We start from the raw sequence: 21,193 nt of genomic DNA, 5'->3' as shown, positions 1-21,193 counted from the left end.
TTTAACTTTTTACCATAGACATTTTATTAGGGAAGCGTAGGTTCAACTGGTAAGTACAAATAAGTAGAAATGTTTGAACAACAACGTTTTAGGAAGTTGAAAAAAATCAAGTTTCTCTCTCGGTATAACGTTTATTTTGGCCAATATCTTCTTTAGTTTGGCATTTGAGTATTTCCCATTCGTGTTCTATTTAGCTCCTTATTATGAGTATGTAGCAAGTTGCTTATCAAATTCAGCCTCTTTGAGGGTCAAATATGGTTTTGCAAAGTTACTACAAAAAAGTGAAATGCGGAAAGATATAGTGATAGAATTGAGTTACAAGCCAATAGTGTCCTAAACGTTTTTGGCGGGCGAAGGGTGTGAGATAGCTGTCAAACGGGTCAATCGCCCCTTGACATTTGCGGTAAAAACGTTTAGGACACTATTGGTCTAAAATCGTTCACTTCTTTGTCGACAAAATGAAGGAAAAGAGTGGCAAAAGGCTGATCACTCAGTTTCGTACCAACGCCTCCCTGAAACCATCAGAGCTACTATCTATGAAGCTATGAACCCATTCCCCAAAAACGTCAGCCTTGACAACACGGCTAATTCCTACTGATTTTCATAAGAGAATCATTATCTTTGCAACATAGAACAGCGTGATCTTTGAAGCACTGCAGAATGAAGAGAGGTAAAGAAACTTGCTCGTTTCCAACTCGTAACCCTTTTACCCCACACTCTTTCCTACTCTATTGAGTATCTGAAAGATACAAGCTTGTTGAATCTTTTGCGGGCATAGTCCGTTGCGATTAGCATCTTAGCCTTCTCTTCCTTTTCCGATAGCTCATCTCGTCCTAAAAGGGTTGCATCTCCTGTCTTAGCGAACTCCATCAACTTGCCGATAAACTCTTCCTGCTCGGGTGTGGGCGGTATGTTATGCAATATCTCGTTCTTCTCTGGGCGGTCGATGCCGATATCCTTAGCGGTACGATAGTCACAAATCTCCGCATAGAAGGCTGCCAGCTCTGGAACCTTGATGAAGGTGCGGAAGCGTTCCTTCTGTATGATGTCATTGGTGATGGAGAACTCGTAGTCGGTAGACTTCTTCGCAAAGACCGCAGCCCAAGCATCAAAGCTATTGATGCCTTGCTTTTCGAGTGCTTGAGGACGTAGGTACTTGAAGAGCAGATAGAGCTCTGTGAGTGAGTTGCTGATGGTCGTGCCACTGAGGAAAGTAGCTCCTAAGTCTTTCCCCGACCGCTCCTGAATGGTACGTATGGCAAAAAGCATATTGAGTGCACGCTGTGACCCTTCTGGGTTACCTAAGCCAGAGACTCGGTCGTGACGGGTGTTGAACATCAAGTTCTTAAACTGATGACTCTCGTCCACAAAGAGGTGATCGATGCCCATCATTTTGAAGTCCACAGCATCATCCTTACGCTCGGCAATGCTATCTTGAATGCCTTGTAGTTTGGCTTCGAGGGTCTGCTTTCGCTTCTCCAATCCCTTGAGCATCGTTCGGGAAATGTCTGCCCCCTGCTGACGAAGGACTTCTAGATTTTCCTCTATAGAGTCTTTCTCCTTTTGCAAGATCGCTTCTTGTATCTCTAGAGCTTGAGGTATCATCCCAAACTGCTCATGGGTCAATATGATGCAATCCCAATCGTTGTTCTTGATGTCGTTAAAGATGCGTTGGCGGTTTTGCTTATTGAAGTCATTCTTGCCCGGATAAAGGACTCTAGCATTGGGATAAGCCTTTCTAAAAGTGTCGGCAATGTCGAAAACATTTGCTTTTAGTCCGATAATCATCGGCTTGTTTGCTAAGCCCAAGCGCTTCATCTCATAGGCTGCCGTACACATGATGAGGGTCTTACCAGCCCCTACCTCATGGTCACAAATCCCCCCGCCATTGGTTTTGAGCATCCATACGGCATCCTTCTGACTCTTATAGAGGTCAGAGATACCTAGCCCTTTCAGATTTAGATCGGGAAAGGATTGATGCGCACCGTCAAAGTTGGGACGCACGAAGCAGTTGAATAGCTTATTATATCTGTCGGATAGTTGTTGCTTAAAGCTCTCTGGCGTTCTGCCTAGCCAATCTACAAAGCCCTGACGTATCTCCTCTATCTTAGCCTTAGCCATCTGTATCGCATGCCCATCACGTACTTTGATTGTTTTCGTCTCGCCTGTCTCTAGATCTCGGACCTCTTTATTCTTATTGATATCGGGGATGGTATTGTGTAGTGCATGCTTTAAGAGATTAAGCCCATCATAGCGTCTGAACTCTCCCTGTACAGCATACTTATGCCAAATGTTCCCATTGCGTCTATCACATTGCAAAACATATTCATCCATTGTACTCTGATAGGTGACGGTGATCTCTGTCTCAAAGAATTCTGAGGCAAAGGCACTATAGACTTTAGCCGGTATCCACCGCTCCCCAAGGTTGAAGTCAAGCTCAGCAAAGGGTATCGGTGTAGGAGTGGCAGCCCGTAGGGCAGCTAAGCTTTGCTGTGCTTCTTCATGATCGGGATGCTCTAGTAGCCACGACTCAATCTGCTCGCTCTTCTCTATCACATTGCCTGAGATAAACTTGTCTGCCACCTCGTAACCATCTACTTCTGGATTGTAGTAGATACGCCCCTCTAGAGCTGAGATGATGTCACTCTCCTCCATCTCTGGGAGGAGCGAACTCATATAGTCTAGCTCCACAGAGCCATACTTATTCAGAGAGGAGACGAGAGCTTCCGTGGGGTCGGCAGCTACTGTCACCTCTGTAGTGGCAAAGGCGGTAGGATGGTCAAAGATGTCTGCCTTGATGTATTCCCCCTTATCGGATCGCTCTAAGAAGAGTATCTCGACCCCAGTAGCGTCCATCTTGATGAGATCTGTATTGCTCTTCTGATTGAGATACCCCCAGCGACTGATAAAGTCGTCATAGAGCCGATTGAGCTTTATACGCTCCTCGCTATCCTCACATCTATTGTTCGCTTCGTAGTCGTATAGCCGATGGTAACTTTCTCGTATCTCGATGTACGCTTTGAGCTTGGTTAGGCGCTCATAGGGTAAGTCCATCGGATGAAAGGTGGGCTGTCGCTTCAGATTGGAGAGATACCCCACTTGTCCATTTTGCAGCACGATCGACCCGTCTCGTAGATGCGAGTCGGGCAAAGAGAGGAATGGACGAGGTGAAGCATCAAATAACTTCTTAATCTCTGTAACTGGCTGTACTTCTCTCTCCCCTTCTGCAAAGTCAAATAGAGATGGCTGCTCGATTGAGGAGAGCTTAGTACTTCTTCTTGTCCTTGGACGCTTTACTGAGCTTTGCTTGGGTTTAGAAACTGTCTGTTGCTTATTGACCTCTTTGATCTCCTTGTTAACACGAGCAACCTCCTGCGTCCAGAGTTCATACTCTTCGGGAGCAAATAAATAGCCCTCTTGTTCCAGACCGACATCAGTAGTATCCATCACGGGATGATGGTCGTCATCAAAGTAGACCATCTGTCCACCCATCTCTCGTGGGGCTTCTAAATCTGTACGTATATCCGCTTCGTACTGATGTTGTAGCGTTAGAGCTGGAACACCTTCGGGTGCTGGCTCTAACATTGAAGAGGCTTGCTCCTGCTGGGTGGGTTCTACCAATTCATTCTTTTCAATGGAGTTGATGGAAGTTCCCTCTGAAAAGGACTCCTCCACGACCTCTTCCGCTTTGGCTTCTGTTTGTGCTACCTCTGTAACTACAACACTAGGAGCTTCAGCGACCACCTCTTTGCTATACCGTCCTTGGACAAGCTCTTCTAACTCGGCTATCTCATGCAGTGCTGTAGGAGAAAAGTGAAGGTCGCGTTCAATCCCCAAGCCATGTATCTTAACCTCCTTCATTTCGTCCAAGGAGATATAACCGAGCTCCCAACCGTAACCCATTGTAACTGCTCCGAACCCAAGACGTTCTTCTGGGTTGTACTCTAAGAGGTAGGCTGTGTAAGCTCCCAGCGGGAAGAAATATCGGACATAAGCTGTGCGGTCGCCAATAAGTTGCTTCTCGGTGTCATATAGCTTGGGGAGTTGACTCTTAATGCTATCAGGCATTAGATCATAAGCGTTGTCTGTTTCTTGCTCTTCGTCTACTTTAGGCTCCACCCCAGACAATCCGACCGTTACGCCCAGCTTACGCAATTGTTTCTCGGCTTCATTCTGTCGCTCCTCCTCGCTCATCGCTATTCCCGTCTCATAGAGTTTGCGGTCAAAACGTGCTGTTACATCTTGCGTGAGCTGTATTCGGAGACTCTCAGCCATTTCCTCCATAGTTCCCCCAAAGCGATATTTCCAAGTTGGCTTGCCGTAAGGGTCTCTACCCAGCTCACGACTGGTGGCTATGGTGCGAGGTGCCACATCATCCCACGAGCCCTCGAAAAGTGAGTTATGGTTGAAAGCCATAGTAAAACCATCCCCCTTGGGCACGGCGACTGTCTGAACAAACTGCTTCTCCAGCTCCTCGCCAATCTCCTTGCCCGACTGCTTCTGCAGGACAATCAAGTCGCTTCCGACCTCAGTCCCTGCCTGCTCGCTAAACATCCCTGATGGCAGACGGATAGCAGAGATGAGTCGGCTGTTTTGCATCAGATAGCGTCTGATTGGCTCATTTAGTGCTGCATCGAGTACGCCTTGTGAAGTGATAAATGCAACGAGACCTCCCTCTCTAGTGCAGTCCAAGCCCTTTACGAAGAAGTAATTATGAATGGCTCGTGTTGACTCCTTTTTGAAAAGTTCATTCCCCCTACTATACTCACGGTCATAGACCATAAAGTCTCCAAAGGGGATGTTGCTGGTTACGAGGTCATACTTCTCCGTCTCTTCTAGGGGTGCTATCGCTTCAAAGGGTTCATTTCGCACGAAGATGTTGCCCTCGCCATAAGGGTGCAACGCTTGACTGATGCGAGCCGTGAGCAGATCTTTCTCCAAGGCATCAACAATACCCACCTGCTTGGCAAATGTTTCGGCAAAAGCCCCCATCCCCGAGGAGGGATCGAGGCACCGTTTGAGCGTCACACCACTTGTTGCTAGAGCATCTGAAATTGCAGAGACGATACGTCTATCTGTATAGAATGAGGTGAGCACACTCGCTTTGATGCTCTCCCAATACCGCTTGGCGGTGTGAGCATCGACCGCTTCTCGATAGATCATCTGCTTGAGCTGTTGTGTCGGAGCAAAGAGTTCTTGCTCCGACTTACTCCAATAGCGAATGTCCGCTGGCGTGTCTGTGCGGTTCAATACGCACTTCAGACCTCCGAAGCCTTGGTAGCCACGCAAGATGCGTTTCTCTGCTTCGGTAGCCAGACGATGCTCTTTTTCTAGTCGTAGCACCACACGGATTGCTTCTGCATTCGCTGCCAAAACTGCTTTCTTGTTGTATGCCATAGAGGTACTCTGTTTGTTGATGATAGTTGTTAGCCATGGAGGGAGGAGGTCAATCCTACGAAATGGATTGAGATACCTACCACAAGAATGGAAGTACGATTACTTGATGTCTTTGCTCTTCACGTGAATTGGTGGAGTCTAGTCTGAGTGGAAATGTTGCCCCCCCGTCACTCCACAGTTTCATCCGTATGGGAAAAGTTTCCCATAGGCTTGGCACTGGAGTTTCTTCCCCATGAAACTGCAGTTTCTCCCATATGAAACTAGAGTTTCCTCCGTATGAAACTGTAGTGCCAACCCCTATTGGGACTCGAGTTTCTTCCGTATAGAACTACAGTGCCAAGGCGTATTGGCACTGCATCTTTCCGCTAAGAAACTACAAAGGCTCCCCAATCGGCTTCCTATTAACTACGATAAACAAGTGGAAAGTGTCGTGAGAGATAGTTGTGGCACTGAGCTAAGTCGCTTGTGCGGGCTATTACTTCTTTCTCTTTTGCTCGAATTCAAATTTGGTCGAACTATCCTCTTGTAGAACCAATCGGGCATTGAACTTCTTACCTGCCTTGCTCGTCAAACCTTTCAAGATGGGAGTACGTCCCTTGGTTATGAGGTCTCGGATATTCTCTTCGGAGAGATACGTACCACATACTTCACGGAATATGTGGAAATCACAATCATCATTCTTGCATCTCGCCACCTTGGCATAGATCCCCACACTTTCACATCCACACTTAGGACAATGATATGTAGGGTACCTTTGTTGTCTAGGTGCAGGTGTGAGTGAGAGCAACTCCTCGCAGATGGTGGAAACGTAGGAGTTGATGCCTTGTGCAAACTTACCAGCATCCATACTTCCTGCCTCGATTGCTACTAGTGCCACCTCCCATGCTCCGGTCATCTCCGCATTGGCAATGCGTTTATCCTTAACGATTTCATAGACGGCTAACCCTTTCTCCGTTGGGACTATGCTCTTCTTCTCCCTACGGATATAGTCACGTAGGATGAGTGTCTCAATGATGTTGGCTCGTGTAGCAGGTGTGCCTATGCCACACTCTGCCAAAGCCTTTTTACTTGCAACATCCTCTACCTCCTTGCCTGCATGCTCCATAGCCGAAAGCAGGGTCGCTTCTGTATAGAGTGGCTTAGGCTTGCTCTTTTGCTCGATTATGTCTGCTTGTTGCAGGGGTAAAGTTTGCCCCTCGGTCAAGTTGGGCAAAGAGGACAAAATCGGCTCGTCCTCCTCGCTCTCTTTATGCTCTTGAGAAGTGGTACTCTGTACTGATTTCCAACCCAAAGAGACTTGACGACACGCTTTCCAGACATAGCTGTTGGTCTCGTCCTTGAGTACTACCTGCATACGCTCCTCTTCAGAGTGCGCCGAGAAGGCTTCTGCGAAGCGGGTAACAATCATTTGATAAAGCGTGGTCTCATCTACCGACAATGCCGATGCGGTTTCTCCCGTGGGGATAATAGCATGGTGGTCGGTAACTTTGCTGTCATCTACGGAGTGGCGATTCAGCTCTTGGGGTAATGGTGTGTCAATCTTGCGAAGGAGGTCGGGAACTTCCTCAAAAACATCTTCACTGATATATCGGCTACCCGTACGGGGATAGGTAGTGAACTTCTTCTCATAAAGCGACTGTGCGAGGGTGAGGGTCTTATCCGCAGAAAAGCCGTGACGTACATTAGCCTCCTTTTGCAGAGCGGTCAGGTCATACAAGAGGGGTGGAGCTGTATGCGTCACCTTTCTTGTGCCCTCTGTGACCGTAAGCGAGCCGATACTGCGCAACGAAGTGAGCACAGTCTGGGCAGTAGCTTCATTATCAAAGTTCTGTAGGCTCACGGCTTTGATGGATAAGTCCTCGTCCTCTATCAACGCAATGAGCTTCCAATAAGGGACAGAGGTAAAGTCTCTATGCTCCATATAGCGATGACACACCATGGCCAAAGTCGGGGTCTGCACTCGTCCTAGAGAGTAGCCTCCACGGTAAGCAATGGAGAGAGCTCGGCTGGCATTGATTCCCATCAACCAGTCAGCTTCTGCTCGTGCTTGAGCTGCGTAATAGAGATGGTCATAATGACTCCCTGGCTTGATATTCGCCAGACCCTCTCGGATAGCTTTGTCAGTAAGGGAGGAGATCCATAGGCGATCAAATGGCTTGTGACTGTTTAAGTGTCGATAAATCCAGCGAAAAATGAGTTCGCCCTCTCTTCCGGCATCTGTTGCCACAATAATACGATCTGCCTGATTAAAGCAGGAGCCTATTGCCTTCAGTTGCTTGAGTGCTGCCGGGTCTTCGTGGTACTCTTTGTCCTTACGAACTTGTCGGACAATGAGCTGGAAGGGATTGGGGCAAATGGGCAACTCTTCTGCTTTGTAGTTAGAATAGCCGTAGGCTTCGGGCATGGCAAGTGTAATGAGGTGTCCCATAGCCCACGTGACGAGGTAACCATTTCCTGCTAAATAACCGTCTTGCTTGCTGGTTGCTCCGACAATGCGGGCAATATCTCTCGCTACCGAGGGCTTCTCAGCAATAATACATGTTGTCATAGTCTTTGAATAGATTATGGGTTACATCTTACGTCCTCGAGACTTCTTCTGCTTGTTCTCGTCCTGCTTCTGCTTTTGTTCAGCAGTGGGTGCTGTTTGCCCCTTTTTCAGAGGCTCTTTCACCTGCTTGGTAGCTTCGTTGGTTTTGCCGTGGTTATTCACGGCTACTTGCGTCTTGTGTTCTTCCGCCACGGCTTCGACCTTACCCGTTCCTTGCTTCTTGTCAGGGTTCCATTTGTAGAAGCGTGGGCGGTTTTGCTCTTTGTCCATACGGACATAGGCATTGAAGGGTTGCCCCTCTTTATCGATCATATTTTTGAGGTAAAGTGTGCGACCGTTGTCTAAGGCTTCTTGTTGCTTCTCTGACAACTCTAGACCACAAAGCTTGCGGGGTGCCTTGCCTTGTTGACGATCTTGTCGCTGTTCCTGAGGCTCTTTGAGACTCTTGTTCTCTCCGAAGATGAACTCAATACCTTTCTTCTCTGCATTGACCTGAAGCGTAGCATCGAAGGATTTGCCACTCTTAGCGGTCATTCCTTCTACTTTCACCGCTTTGCCCTCCACTAGATCTTTGTATTGCTGATCAGAGAGCGTGACGCCTTTGATCTCTTGAGGAATGCTTACACGGTCGGCACGCAAGGCGATAATCTCATTGGTCTGTGGGTCGATGGAGACGTAGGCTGCAAAAGGTTCACCGCTCTTGGGTGTTACTTCAATGGTTTTGCCGAGATTACCTGTCGCGAGTAGTTGCTCCTTCTCTTCGGGGGAGAACTTGTAGCCCATATAGGGATAATCGAGCTGTGGTTCTTTACGCATAGCGTGTATGGCTAACCCGATATTACCCTCATTATCTGTGCGGAAGGCAAGGCGAGCCTCTGTGTAGATAGTTGTATCTCCTATGGGGATGGCTATGGTCACGAGATTGCTCTTCTGCCAGTTGAGCATCTTCTCTAGCTCACCACTCTGCTCTAACCGCTCACGGGAGAGTCCGAGACTGTCGAGCATCTTCCAGTCTACCTTGTCTGCATCAATGGCTGTACTCTTCTTCTGCTGTGGCAGATAGTCTTCAAAGGGTACACCAACCTCTGCCAACTGCTGTCTGCTTTCGGGAGTCTCTCGGCTTTGAAGCAGAGTACGCAGGTTATCTACGCCTTGCTCCACATTGCTCGCCAACACCTTGTATAGCCCGAAATGGGAGGGGTTATTGAACTGCTTGAGGAAGTTGGTCATGAAGTTCTTCAGCAGTCCATCCTTGCTATTGAACCTCAAAAAGGCTGCTTGGTTGGCTTCAAGAGGCTCAGTCGTTTTGAGCTTGCCCTTATCATCAATCCCCGAAACGATGGTGAGTTTTCCCGCTTCATGCTGGTTCTTTACCTCGGTGCGATCCTCTAAGACCAGCACGTAGTTGTCATTGCTATTTGCTTCCATAAATCACTCTGTTTGATTTGAATAATACCTTTCAGACAGCAAATATATAGGCTAAAATGACCTCTTCTAAGTCCCAGGGAATTATAAGGAAAGGAAGTGATGAAAAAGAAAATTCGCCCAAACATTTCAACTTCAAGATTATCTGACCTAAAATGAGTACATTTGTCGTACTAGATGGGAAGACTATTGGAAAACATATGGCTACTAAATTGTTGAAAAATAAGATATCACAGTTTAAGTCTACAGCTGACTCAACACTGGTCAAAAAAAAGAGGTAATTATGGCACAATTCAAATTTATATCAAATGAGCCATGCGGGAAAGATTTATTTGCAGGTAAAGCACACGAATCCACTGCCAAGCAAATAGCAAATCTTTTAATAGAAGCCAAAAGCTCTCTTATGATAGGTCTAGAAGGGGGCTGGGGAACAGGGAAATCCAATCTCATTTCTTTAGTTCAAAAAGAAATGAGAGAAAACTCCCCTCTCTTTTTTACGTATGATGCCTGGGGACATCAAGATGACTTGACAAGGCGGTCAATTTTAGAGGAACTTACTTATTACATCTGCAATAATGAGCAAGCTTCTCAAGCATTGAAGGGAAGAAAGAAAGATGTTTGGAAAACAAAGTTAAAGAGCCTTCTCTCCAAAAAAAGGGAAGTTCGAACTACAGACATCCCAAAAGTTAGTGTAGGGATACTTGTTATTACATTAGCCATTATATTAACACCCATTTTCTCTTCAATAGCTGATTCTCTGCCGGCATCAACCTATTGGTTCATAAAACCAGTATTCACGGCTATTCCACTACTCATTACACTTGTTTACATTGTCGTTCGATTTTGTAAAACAAGAAATAGAAGTTGGGAACTACTATTGGAGGAGCTGGTTTCTCTTTACAAGGAGAAAACTAAGGAAAACACGACCTATGAAGAGGAATTTGCTGCAGAACCTTCATCTAAACAGTTTAAGGATTGGATGAAAGAGTTAGATGAGGATTTACAAAATAAGCTTGTTATTGTATTTGACAATATGGATAGACTTCCATCGCATAAAGTTCAAGAATTTTGGGCAGCTATTCATAGCTTTTTTGCGGAGGTCAAATACAATAATATTCAAGTAATAGTTCCCTTTGATCGAAAACACATTCTTGTTGCCTTTTATCCTGAGACCATAGCCTTAGACACAGAAGATGAAATGAAAACATTTTACGGCAATGATTTTATCAATAAAACATTCGATGTGGTTTATCGTGTTGCTCCTCCAACAATGAGCAACTGGAAAGGATATTTAAGCTCAATGTGGAAAGAGGCTGTAGGAGAAGAACTCTCCCAAGAAAGTTCTATTACACAAATATATGATTTGATGACAGAGTCGAAGTCACCTCGTAAAATTATCTCTTTCATCAATGAGTGTATCACATTAAAAAACAATCAGTCGTTTAATGTGCCAGACGAATATATTGCTCTTTATGTTGTAGGCAAGTATTCAATTCAACAAAATCCCTATGACGAACTCTTAAATCTTAAATTCTGCGCCCCTCTTGCCTATAAGTATCGAAATGAAGAGACATCAAAATTTCTTTCAGCTCTTTATTTTCAGTTGCCAACAGAAGAAGCTCTTGAATTAATTTACACAGATCAATTAAGAAGAGAATTAGATAGTGGGAAAAGCGATTTACTTCTCAAGCTCGAGGATAGCACTCTTCTCAATGACTTATTAGAAAATGCCATTGCAAAAGTAAATAACCCTCAGTATGCTACAAATGCTCTGACGCAATCGGGACTAACAATTGAGGTCAAATTTTGGGACCAACTACTTATGAAAACTCAGGCAGGTAAAGACGGTATAAGCCTCAAAGATTATCAAATAGAATTGCTGAAGCACACATCAAAGAATAAAGCTCTCACTCATCTAAAAATGATGATAAAACACCTTTATAGTGATGTGTTGATACAAGAAGATGGAGATAAAGAGCTGAAAATACAAGGCTCTTGTCTAGTCGATGCCGTAAAGCTGTATGATAGCGTTGCAAATCTTAGCGATAAGCTAAGAGAATTTGACTATCTAAATCCGTTTAACCTCCTCAGAAAAACCTATACGCACCCTGAATGCTATATCGATTTTATAGAAAAAGCAAAAGAAGAGCACTCAAAATACTTAATAGAATGCCCTGAAGACAAAGTGGACGATTACCTATCTAAACTTCCTGTTGAAAGGTTAAACACCTTAGTGGCCGTTCCATATCTAAAGCACGAACTTCCTAAATACCAAAAACTATTACAAAGTCAAATCACAGAAGTCGAAGTATCTGATGAAGCCGAAACTCTACTTAATAGATGGGTTGAGTTAGAAAGCATACCACCCACACTGCCTAGTGACAACAACATTGATAATTGGTTTTCTGAGTGTGAGAAAGAGGGGCCTTTCTATTACTATTTAGTTTCAATACGAATGGCTAAAGGGGGGTCGTACACTGGAAGTGAGTTTGATTTACTTAGCGAAAGTGCTAATGAGCAAACAATAAAAACAATCGTTAATCATATTGAGTCGTTTATATCTTATGGAATGCTGTTATTAGGGTGCGAAACAATGGCCCAATATCCTATGTATTGTCAGGTAGTGCAGTATATGATTTCAAACAAACTAGGAAAAGAAGAAAATTCATTGCCAATAGACGCTCTTCTTCCAACGTACAGTTTCTTTGTTAAGACACTTAAGATTAAACTGCTTGACTTGCTTCAAGACTGGAGCCGTTGGAAAGACGACTATGAAAACAAGATAACGATAGAGAATATTTCAAATGTACCTATTGCTTTCTTTGACGAAACTAGAGACATGAATAACATTGGTATAGTGTATCATTGCAACAGCACGGCAATCAACTATATGCAAAAAATAGAAAGCGCTGATTGGGAGGATAATTTCAAGAGAAAAAACACGCAATATCAACTGCTAATTACAACTCGTTCAAACATACCAAAAGCTTATGAAGCTTTTAAGGCTACCATAACGAATGAGTTTAAGGATCAAAGTCGCATAGTTGAAGATGATGTTTATCAAAGTTTGGTAGAGTGCTTTGAGAGTCAAGGCAAAGATTGGTCTTCTGTCTATAAAAACATTCGAGATATGTATGCTAGCTCAGGTGAAAATATAACAGAACAACTTTTTGTTCGTTATGGCCACAACATTATCAACAAAGCATGTCTTATAGACACTCCTGAATCTGTAAGGACTCTTTTACCAACTTCACTTCTAAAAAACGAATTAACACTATCTATTATCACAAGTAACACCTCACAAGTTGTAGAAATAATACAGCATGCTAGTAGAGACTATGCGACAGAGTTTGTTGTTGAGATCAAGTCTGTACTCGAAGTTGAGAAAAACAAAGAGTTGGCAGAATTATTGCACTTGCTTGAAGCTAGTCCAACTTCAAAAGAGATTTCAGTTGCGAATCGTTCTTAATTCTCTCAATCTCTCTATCTACGAGGGATAGCACCTCTTGTTTGACTTGGCGATAATTGGCTTCAATAGCCTCACGCAGACTGTCGGAGCCATTTCCGTTTGTAAAGTCCGCTATGATGGGGATAGGCTGGTAAGCTTTCGTTTCAGCAGAGACCTTGGCAACATCCACCACGATTTCTGCGTGGAAGATTTTCTGATCGATGCGTTCATCGAAATTGTCAGAGACAGCTCCAACGAACATACCCTGAGTGGGGTTGCGTTTCTATTGTTGTGCTATTCAGCTGGTGTCGTTTGCTTTGCTCATTACATTCGATTAAAAGCTATATTTTGCCTTCGCCCATACTTCTGAATTGTTTTTGTACGTGCTGAACATACCTTCATCGCCTCCAAACCAATCATACCCGAGAGAGAGCTGAATGAAGTCATTCAGAGAGTAGGCGGCAGTAAACCGACTAAACCAACCTTTATGATTGAGGTCGAAATAGGTGAAGTTGGAGAGTTGTAGAGTGTTATCCAACAGCTTTTTCGACACATTGAGCGTAAGGAGTGAATTGTGACAAGGCTGTGCAATCTGGTCTTCGTACTTTAGGATGCTTTCAGAGGAAAACTGTGCCATCACCACCCAATCTTTGGGGGCATACCAATCGATACCCACGAGATAATTCACAGTGTTAAAGCCTTTTTGTTGCTGATCGGACGCATCAGGTCTATAGCTGAAATGCTTCCCCACATTGAAGGCTGCTTCTCCTCGTAATACCAGTTGCCCTAGAGGCTTGGATATGTCTCCTCCGAAAAATCCCATTCGGTAGTATTGCGGAGAAACGACAATGTGGGTATCTGTAGGGCGATATGTAAACACGGGCATCTTGTTCCACGTATGCAATGCGGAGAGCGAAAAGTCCACTCCGGGCAAGGTAAAAGAGAGCTTTCCGCCATACTCGATATTGGCAAAATGAAGACTGGGGTGGCTCCCATTTTCTTCCCAGGCAATAGGCAGTGGGCTATCTTTGGGTAAAATGCACCATGGATTTATTGCGTCGGTAGGTAGTTTATACCCTTCAAAGGTTGGCACGGCAAGCAGTTCCAATTTCATTTTATCGTTAAAAACGAAAAGGCGTAGAGCATTGACTGGCATCCGAATGTCATCATAGTCTTGTGCCAAGAACTCTGTCATATCCATAGGAGAGACCAAGTCGGTAATACGCACACCGTCTGCCGCCCCCCAAATGACCAATTGTCGCCCAAGGCGAAAGCCCCAATGGTCATCTCTATGGTCAAGATACGCTTCCCGCAGTTCAAAACCTGTACGCTCTTTTAATAATGCATTGTAAGTTGCGTTGAATGAGACAAAAAGCGAAGAGCCTTCAAAACTTTTACCTATCTCTCCCCTTATTCTCGTGCGCGAAGACATAAAGTTGTTCGGTTTTTCGGATCGGACGGCATGATAGGTATCCACAAATCCTTTGACTTGCCACGATGAAGCCACCTCTTCTTGACCCCATGCGATATGCAGGGGCAAGAAGAGAATAAACAGCAACAAGAATTTTGCTGAATGACTAGTTGTATCTGTCATTAGAATCGGCCTTTTTCCAAGGTGCTTACACTGAATTGAGCCTCGTTCATAGGGGTATTGAACTTGGGATCCTTAACCTCAAGAATCGTCTGATGATTAGTCTGAACATTGGTCATATGCAGTTTTTTTGCAATCCAAAAACCAGAAACCTTCACAATGTCCGACAATTCAAGGCGACGGTGTAGCTTCCCCATCTTGTCGTAGTACTCCACCTTAACGGCGATAAGGCAGTCTTGACGAATCCACGCCACCTTTCTAGAGTAGATCTCACGTTTGTCTTTAGGCGTGTATTCCAGCTTCCAGCACTTGTGTCCGCCAATAGTCTCTTCGCCCAGCAACTGGTGGGAGTCTTCGTCTACATTGCGACTGCCCATATCATCATAGGTGAAGTCACTGCCCATAAAGTAATCCTGCTTGGCAGAAGAGCCACTGATGCGGCGGGTTTTCTTCATCGCGGGCAAGTAGAGCCATCTGTCATCGTCTTTATTAGGATTGTCGTAATCCCAAGTGAGAAAGCCTGTCCCTTTTACATCTCCGGGATATAGGAAGAACATGATACTCTTACGGTCTTTTTTCCCCGCTCCCACGTCTATGGAGTAAGAGATAAGCTTCCGCTCGCGTACCGCCCCACGCTTATTGATCAGTTTCATGACCAATTCCGATTGACGGGTATCGCCATCGGGACGGTCTTTTACTTTTTGGGCAATCTCTCTGCCCGTCTGAGCCATTGCAGTGGCGGCAAAAGCCAATACCACCAAACTTGCTAAAATAATTCTTTTCATCATGATTGGTATTTTGTTGTTGATTTATCCCATTGACTTTTCAAGCATCTTCCTGTAAGTAGCCGATTGCACCCGCAACTCTGCATCCGTACCCATTGCTTCAATCTTACCTTGATGGAGCAACACGATCTTATCGGCTCCACGAATGGTACGCATGCGGTGAGCGATAACAATGACTGTCTTCTCCTTGATCAGCTCCGACAAAGCCTCTTGTATTAGGCTTTCATTTTCCACATCTAGCGAGGCCGTGGCTTCGTCCATCAGGATGATGGGTGCATCTTTTAGGAGAGCTCTGGCGATGGAGATCCGCTGACGTTCGCCACCAGAAAGTCGCTCGCCGTTTTCCCCGATGACGGTATCAATACCATCAGGCATACGATCAATAAACTCATCACAGCGGGCAATTTTGGCGACACGAGTCACTTCCTCGTCCGTCGCTCCTTTCTTGCCGATACGAATGTTGTCTTTGATACTGGCATTGAATAGCACTACATCCTGAAAGACAATGGCGTAGTTCTTGAGCAGTGTTTCGGGGTCTATTTGACTAATGTCCTCGCCACCGAGCAGGATTTTGCCCTGCTGTATGTCCCAAAAGCGAGCGGCCAACTTGGTCAGCGTGGTCTTGCCACTTCCAGAAGCCCCAATCAATGCTGTCACCTCGCCTTGTTTCGCAGTGAAGCTCACGCCATTGATGACGGTATAATCCTCGTAGCCGAATACTACATCTTTGAAATCTATACTATAATCCCTAGGGTTCATCTCTTGTTTGCCCTCCTGAATAGGCATAGTCTTGATCTCCTTGATACGTGCCACCACACCATCGAGTGTCACGATCATAGCCATAAAGGACAGAATGCCCTCTATAGGCACGTAGATGCTTGCCGTGAGGATGAGGTAGGCGATATAAACCAGAATATTGATTTGTCCGGCAATCAGCATGTTGGCACCGACAATCGCCACCGAGACGATTCCGAGCTTCATCAGCATACCAGCCAGTGCGGTGGCAATACCAGCGGAGAGTTCCATCTTTACCTTATTCCTAGTATTACCGTCTATCTTGTGGTAGAACTCGTTCAGTGTCCGCTCTTCTAGATTATAGGACTTAATCTCCTGTATCTGGTCAATCTGCTCTTGTAAGCCGTCAAGCATGTCACGACTGGTCTTCACATAGGCATTCACATCATTCCGTTGTTTCTTCTTGGAAAGTGAAAAGAGTAGTAGCGAGACGGGGATGACCCACAATGCCGCCAATCCGAGCTGCCAATTATAAGCGAGTATCATTACAGATATAATCACCGTAGAAATGGATGTGGCATAGATATGCGGCACGGAGTGTGAGAATATTTGCTCATAGAGATTCAGGTCGCTCATCATCGTCGCCGAGAGGTCGGATACATCACGCTTGCCGAAATATGAGAGAGGCAGTTTCTTCAGACGGTTGGCTATATCGATGCGAGAGTTGGCACTTTCATTATAGACATTGTCGTAAAGGCGTACGTAATCCCACCTTGCCACAAAAAACATCACCAACAGCATCACTAAGATTATGACGATATAGTCTACAAGGGTCAGCTCTACTGGTGCAGGAATACCCTCCAAACTGCCCAAATATTGGAATAAAAAGACAAATCCGATAATGGGCGGAAACATCTTGGTCAGATTTAGGATGGTATGCGAGAAGATAGACTTCTGCAGGTTCTTCGCACCCTGCTTCGACATGGCGTATTTTTGCTTAAAGAACTTATTCATTTTCATAGTCTCCTCCTATTCTCCAATTGACGGCTTTTTGATACTCGCTCCACAGCTTTTTGTAGACACCGCCTAGGGTTAATAATTCGTTATGCGTACCACTTTCCACGATTTTGCCATTCTCCATTACTAGGATTCTATCGGAATTGATCACCGTGGAGAGCCTATGCGCAATCATCAGCGTGGTTTTGTCCTTTGATAGCTCCTTGAACGAGGCTTGAATGATATGCTCGTTCTCGGGATCTGCAAAAGCGGTTGCCTCATCAAGTATCACGAAGTCGGCATTCTTCAGGAAAGCCCTTGCGATGGAAAGGCGTTGGATCTCGCCACCTGAAAAATAGGTGCCCTTAGTGCCGTATACGGTATCCAAGCCCTTTTCTAGATTATCGACAATCTCTTTGGCTCCAGCTCTGACGAGAGCTTGCTCTATCTCCTCATCGCTGGCGTTGGGGTTACCTAGCAATAAGTTCTCCCTTAGGCTCATCTTAAAGAGCTTAGACATTTGGAATACAAAAGCTACTTTTTGGCTCAAGGCCTCTTTCTTATACTCCTTGATACTAGTACCTCCAATGAAGATGTCGCCCTCATCGGCATCGTAGAAGCGAGCTGCCAAACGTGCCACGGTGGTCTTACCTCCTCCTGAAGCTCCCACCAGGGCAACAGTCTCACCTTTGTTCACCTTAAACGATACATTGTCCAGTACTTTGTCTTTCCCATATGAAAAGGAGACGTTTCTGAACTCCAAGCCCTCTCCAACAGCTGTTGCTTCGCCGTAAGTGAGGTCTTCATAATCCAAAGCTGTGTCAATCTTATCCAACGCCAACTCTGCGAAGTAGATGAAGTTTTGCATGGAGGCACTTCGCATCATAAAGACACCGAACACAGGTCCTATTAATAGATAGATAACGGAATTGCCCAGCACCTCTCGCATATCAGCTCCCGAGGTGATCATCATAATGGCAACAGGCACCAAGAAGAATGCCGTAGAGCTTGAAATGGCTTCGTACAGCGACATCTTATTCTTGAACCCCATGCTCCACCGCACCACGAAATCTTTCAGCTTTACGATGAGTGAGTAGAAACGATCGAAGCTCTCCACGCTCTGGGCAAAGGTCTTTACGACTGGGATGCCACGCACATATTCTACCGATTCGGCAGAAAGATTGGCAAGTCCCTCGTAATACTCTTCCCGCAACTTCTTGCTCTTTGGGGTCGCCATAGTCGCCATCAATAGAACGGTTATGACCATCGGAACAAGGCTCACTAGACCAAGCCGCCAGTCGAAAAGGAAGAAGAAGACCAATAGCACGATGGGCGAAACAATCGTCATAGCGAGATCGGGCAACTGATGTGCCAGCATCGTGTGGGTCTCTCCAGCCCCATCGACAATCGTCTTGCGGAGATTGCCACTTTCACGATTGGCAAAGAAGCCCAAAGGTTTCGCCATCATCTTCTTCACGCTGAGTTTGATGATGTTGGCCTCTACCTCAAAAGCGAAGAGGTGGGATACCATCAATGCACAGAAATAGAGTAGCATTCCTGTTGCAGCAAAACTCGCTGCCAGAATGGCGTAGTATCGTATGGCTCCCCCATCGACACTACCACTCAAGATAATCCCGCTGACAATCTTATGGATATAGACCATAGGCATCAGCACCAAAATACCCGAGAGGGCCGAGAAAACCATCGCCAGCGGAAGCATATACCTTTTCTTACCTGCGTAGTGGAGTGATCGCTTCAATACCGACGGCTTCTTCTGTTTGTTTGTATTACTCATTATGATTCAATTATGTTTGTTTGTTCTTTTGGTCTTTCAATAGTGTTCGTCTCCTTGCCAAACAGACGGAACTTCTGGATGAGTATAGGCGTCACAAAGAGGTCAGCAAGCAGTGCCGACAAGATTCCTAGCACAGATAGTATGCCCATATGTACAAAGGAGAGTCCCTCTGATGTGGTGTATACAGCGAAATTGGCACAGATTACTACGCTTGTTAAGACGATTGGAGTGCCAATAGTGTGGAATGAACGAAGGATAGCATTCCTATAATTGCCCTTACGGTCAAACTCAAGATGACTATGATTGATGAAGTGTATGGTATCGTCCACAGCTAAGCCGAGGATCATCGGCATAATAGTGGCCGTCATCATATCCAATGGATAGCCCAGCCACCCCATTAGTCCTCCAACGACCAGTGCCGGGGTGATATTGGGGATTAAACCGACAAGCCCTATGCGTACACTGCCAAAAACGATCATCATCAGTATACCTATAATAAGGAGAGAAATGGCGAACGAAACCATTTGCCCGCGTGCGATATACTGCATCATTACGGTAAACTGTGGGATACTTCCAACGGTAGTGACCGCTGCATTGGGGAAGAGCTTCTGTGCGTAAGCAATTATATCGTTCAACTCTCGCTCCGTTTCCCCAGAATCGTATGAGTTCATCTCCACCATCAGGCGAAGACGGCGGTAGTCGTAATCTATCCAATACTCTGCTTCACTACCTCCCGCATTTTCGTAAAGGAGCAACAGCTGTGCAACCTCATCAGGGTTATGGGGAATGGTATAATAAGAAGGATTACCGTCATGGAGCGTTTGATTTAGGTCTTTGAGTATATTCAATACCGAGGTCGTTCGTTTGGTCAACTTATACCCACCAGCATGCTGTGCAAGGGAGTCCAATCGCAGTAGCATTGCTGGAGACTTTGCCAATCCATCTTCTGGGAAGTCAATCATTACATCGTAGGTATAAACAGACCCAAGTTCGCTTTCCCCTACCTCCAATAGGTTGTTAACGTAATCAATCTTTCGTCCCATCGTTCGCTCTACATCAAAAGCTGTCTCTATTTTGGTGAATTGGTAGATAAGAACCACAGAGATGATCCCAGTGAGCCATAGTATCAAAGTGCCATGCCTGAGTACACTCTTACCTAAGCTTTCTAGCTTCTGATCCATCCACCTTCCACCAGTCTCCTGCACCTTGGGGTGAGGTTTTCCGTCCTTGCCAAAACTGAGGAGAATGGGCATCAAGGTGATGGAGAAAAGAAATGACAGCATCACACACGAAGAGGAGGCTATTCCGATAAAACGCATCGGCTGCATAGGAATGGCGAGGAATGAAAGCAAGGAAGCGAAAGTGGTGAGTGCACTGAAAAGCACTGGCCACCCCATTTCCCCTACCGTTTCCTCTACGGCTTGTTTCCTTATTCCATGAATGAGGAACCTACGCTTGAAATAGGTGTATACGTGAATATTGTATGCAATGGAAACGGCAAAGACCAGCAACATAGGGATCATTACCATACCGCTGTCTATGGTCATACCAACATATCCCAGTACCCCATACACCACGATGATGGAGCTGATAGCGGTGAGAAGAGGGACGACGACCCCTCTAAATGAACGTGTCACCAGTAGGAGAATAAGAATGGAGACGAGGGCTGCGATACCCATTACACGTGGCATTTCCGTCCCAATCCATTTCATTTTCATCGCTGTCACATAGGGTAGCCCAGTTCCTTTGGGATGAAGTGCCTTGTACTTGTCCTTGGTGATAATATGATCTAGTTCATTGCCCGTAAGGACCTCGGGTGAAACAGGGTTCTTCCCCTTATTCCAAACAGAGTCTTCGGGAAAAGTACGTAGCTTGAGTATAATCCACGAAAGCGTCCCATCTTTGGAAATTAATCGCTCTGCTACGTGAGGTTTCATATAAGCCTTGCGACGAATCTCTTCCAATTGCTTGGGATCCGTAGGGATCGTATCGGGAACTATCTGCTCAATGGCGATACCATCTTCGCCTCCCATCATAAACTCGATGTCAGTAAGAGAGGTTATTTTGTCGGCGTACGAAAGGCTGTCCACCATCTCGTTCGTTAGTTCACGGATCAGCTCCAGATTGTCTTTCGTAAACGAATTGTCACACCTAGTCAGCACGGCTGCGAAGTTGTCATTCCCGAATATCTCCTTGAATTCTTCGGTCTTGACAAGCATCGGGTCGTCTTCGAGAAAGTAGTCTTCCCATGAGGCACTTACCTTGAAGTACCTAAGTCCCGATACGCCAATGGCAAGGATCAGGATAAACCCTCCTAGCACTACCCAGCGATTACGCATCATTCTTTTGCCGCATAAGGCAAACCAATTGTTAATTCTTTCTATTTTCATATCGTTTCATGTTATATTGATCTTGAAGTGTCTTTACTCCTAAGTGGCAATAGTCCAAAAGAGAACGGGAAGACGTTTTGTTC

At 45.4% G+C, this 21,193-nt stretch carries 9 protein-coding genes and 1 pseudogene; 1 reads left to right on the top strand and 9 read right to left on the bottom strand.

Going from position 1 to position 21,193, the window contains the following annotated elements:
* Window positions 1-723: 723 nt before the first annotated feature.
* From HMPREF3027_RS02450 to HMPREF3027_RS02440, 3 genes are all read right to left on the bottom strand, one after another.
* The gene (locus HMPREF3027_RS02450; RefSeq protein ID WP_070706768.1) at window positions 724-5,397 is read right to left on the bottom strand and encodes a DUF2958 domain-containing protein; all 4,674 of its coding nucleotides are present in this window, start codon (window positions 5,395-5,397) and stop codon (window positions 724-726) included.
* A gap of 475 nt (window positions 5,398-5,872) precedes the next feature.
* Window positions 5,873-7,945: a type IA DNA topoisomerase gene (topB, locus tag HMPREF3027_RS02445; RefSeq protein ID WP_070706766.1), complete on the bottom strand. Its 2,073-nt coding sequence runs from the start codon at window positions 7,943-7,945 to the stop codon at window positions 5,873-5,875.
* Window positions 7,946-7,966: 21 nt separating this feature from the next.
* Window positions 7,967-9,373: a DUF3945 domain-containing protein gene (locus HMPREF3027_RS02440; protein ID WP_070706763.1), complete on the bottom strand. Its 1,407-nt coding sequence runs from the start codon at window positions 9,371-9,373 to the stop codon at window positions 7,967-7,969.
* 280 nt (window positions 9,374-9,653) lie between these two features.
* Between HMPREF3027_RS02440 and HMPREF3027_RS02435 the strand changes: the two genes are divergently transcribed.
* Window positions 9,654-12,839 (top strand): P-loop NTPase fold protein, encoded by a 3,186-nt coding sequence (locus HMPREF3027_RS02435; RefSeq protein WP_070706761.1) that lies wholly within the window; start codon window positions 9,654-9,656, stop codon window positions 12,837-12,839.
* On the opposite strand, the pseudogene HMPREF3027_RS02430 reads toward HMPREF3027_RS02435, so the two are convergent.
* From HMPREF3027_RS02430 to HMPREF3027_RS02405, 6 genes and pseudogenes are all read right to left on the bottom strand, one after another.
* Window positions 12,796-13,095, bottom strand: a pseudogene (locus HMPREF3027_RS02430) (conjugal transfer protein TraG); the annotation flags it as partial. The gene HMPREF3027_RS02435 and the pseudogene HMPREF3027_RS02430 sit on opposite strands and share 44 nt — an antisense overlap.
* A gap of 57 nt (window positions 13,096-13,152) precedes the next feature.
* The gene (locus HMPREF3027_RS02425; protein WP_070706755.1) at window positions 13,153-14,412 is read right to left on the bottom strand and encodes a DUF1302 family protein; all 1,260 of its coding nucleotides are present in this window, start codon (window positions 14,410-14,412) and stop codon (window positions 13,153-13,155) included.
* Window positions 14,412-15,197, bottom strand: coding sequence for an outer membrane lipoprotein-sorting protein (locus HMPREF3027_RS02420; protein WP_070706753.1), 786 nt, complete (start codon window positions 15,195-15,197; stop codon window positions 14,412-14,414). The genes HMPREF3027_RS02425 and HMPREF3027_RS02420 overlap by 1 nt, the downstream gene beginning before the upstream one ends.
* Window positions 15,198-15,218: 21 nt before the next feature.
* Window positions 15,219-16,943 (bottom strand): ABC transporter ATP-binding protein, encoded by a 1,725-nt coding sequence (locus HMPREF3027_RS02415; protein WP_070706860.1) that lies wholly within the window; start codon window positions 16,941-16,943, stop codon window positions 15,219-15,221.
* Window positions 16,936-18,720: an ABC transporter ATP-binding protein gene (locus HMPREF3027_RS02410; RefSeq protein ID WP_070706750.1), complete on the bottom strand. Its 1,785-nt coding sequence runs from the start codon at window positions 18,718-18,720 to the stop codon at window positions 16,936-16,938. Before HMPREF3027_RS02410 ends, HMPREF3027_RS02415 begins: the two co-directional genes overlap by 8 nt.
* Window positions 18,720-21,110 carry an efflux RND transporter permease subunit gene (locus tag HMPREF3027_RS02405; protein ID WP_070706748.1) on the bottom strand — a complete coding sequence of 797 codons (2,391 nt, stop codon included), beginning with the start codon at window positions 21,108-21,110 and terminating at the stop codon, window positions 18,720-18,722. The genes HMPREF3027_RS02410 and HMPREF3027_RS02405 overlap by 1 nt, the downstream gene beginning before the upstream one ends.
* Window positions 21,111-21,193 lie beyond the last annotated feature (83 nt).

Origin of the sequence: Porphyromonas sp. HMSC077F02, from assembly GCF_001815465.1 — a bacterium.
GTDB lineage: Bacteria > Bacteroidota > Bacteroidia > Bacteroidales > Porphyromonadaceae > Porphyromonas_A > Porphyromonas_A somerae.
Note: the sequence above shows the minus strand (reverse complement) of the source record. Positions and strands in the feature narration are given on the sequence as shown.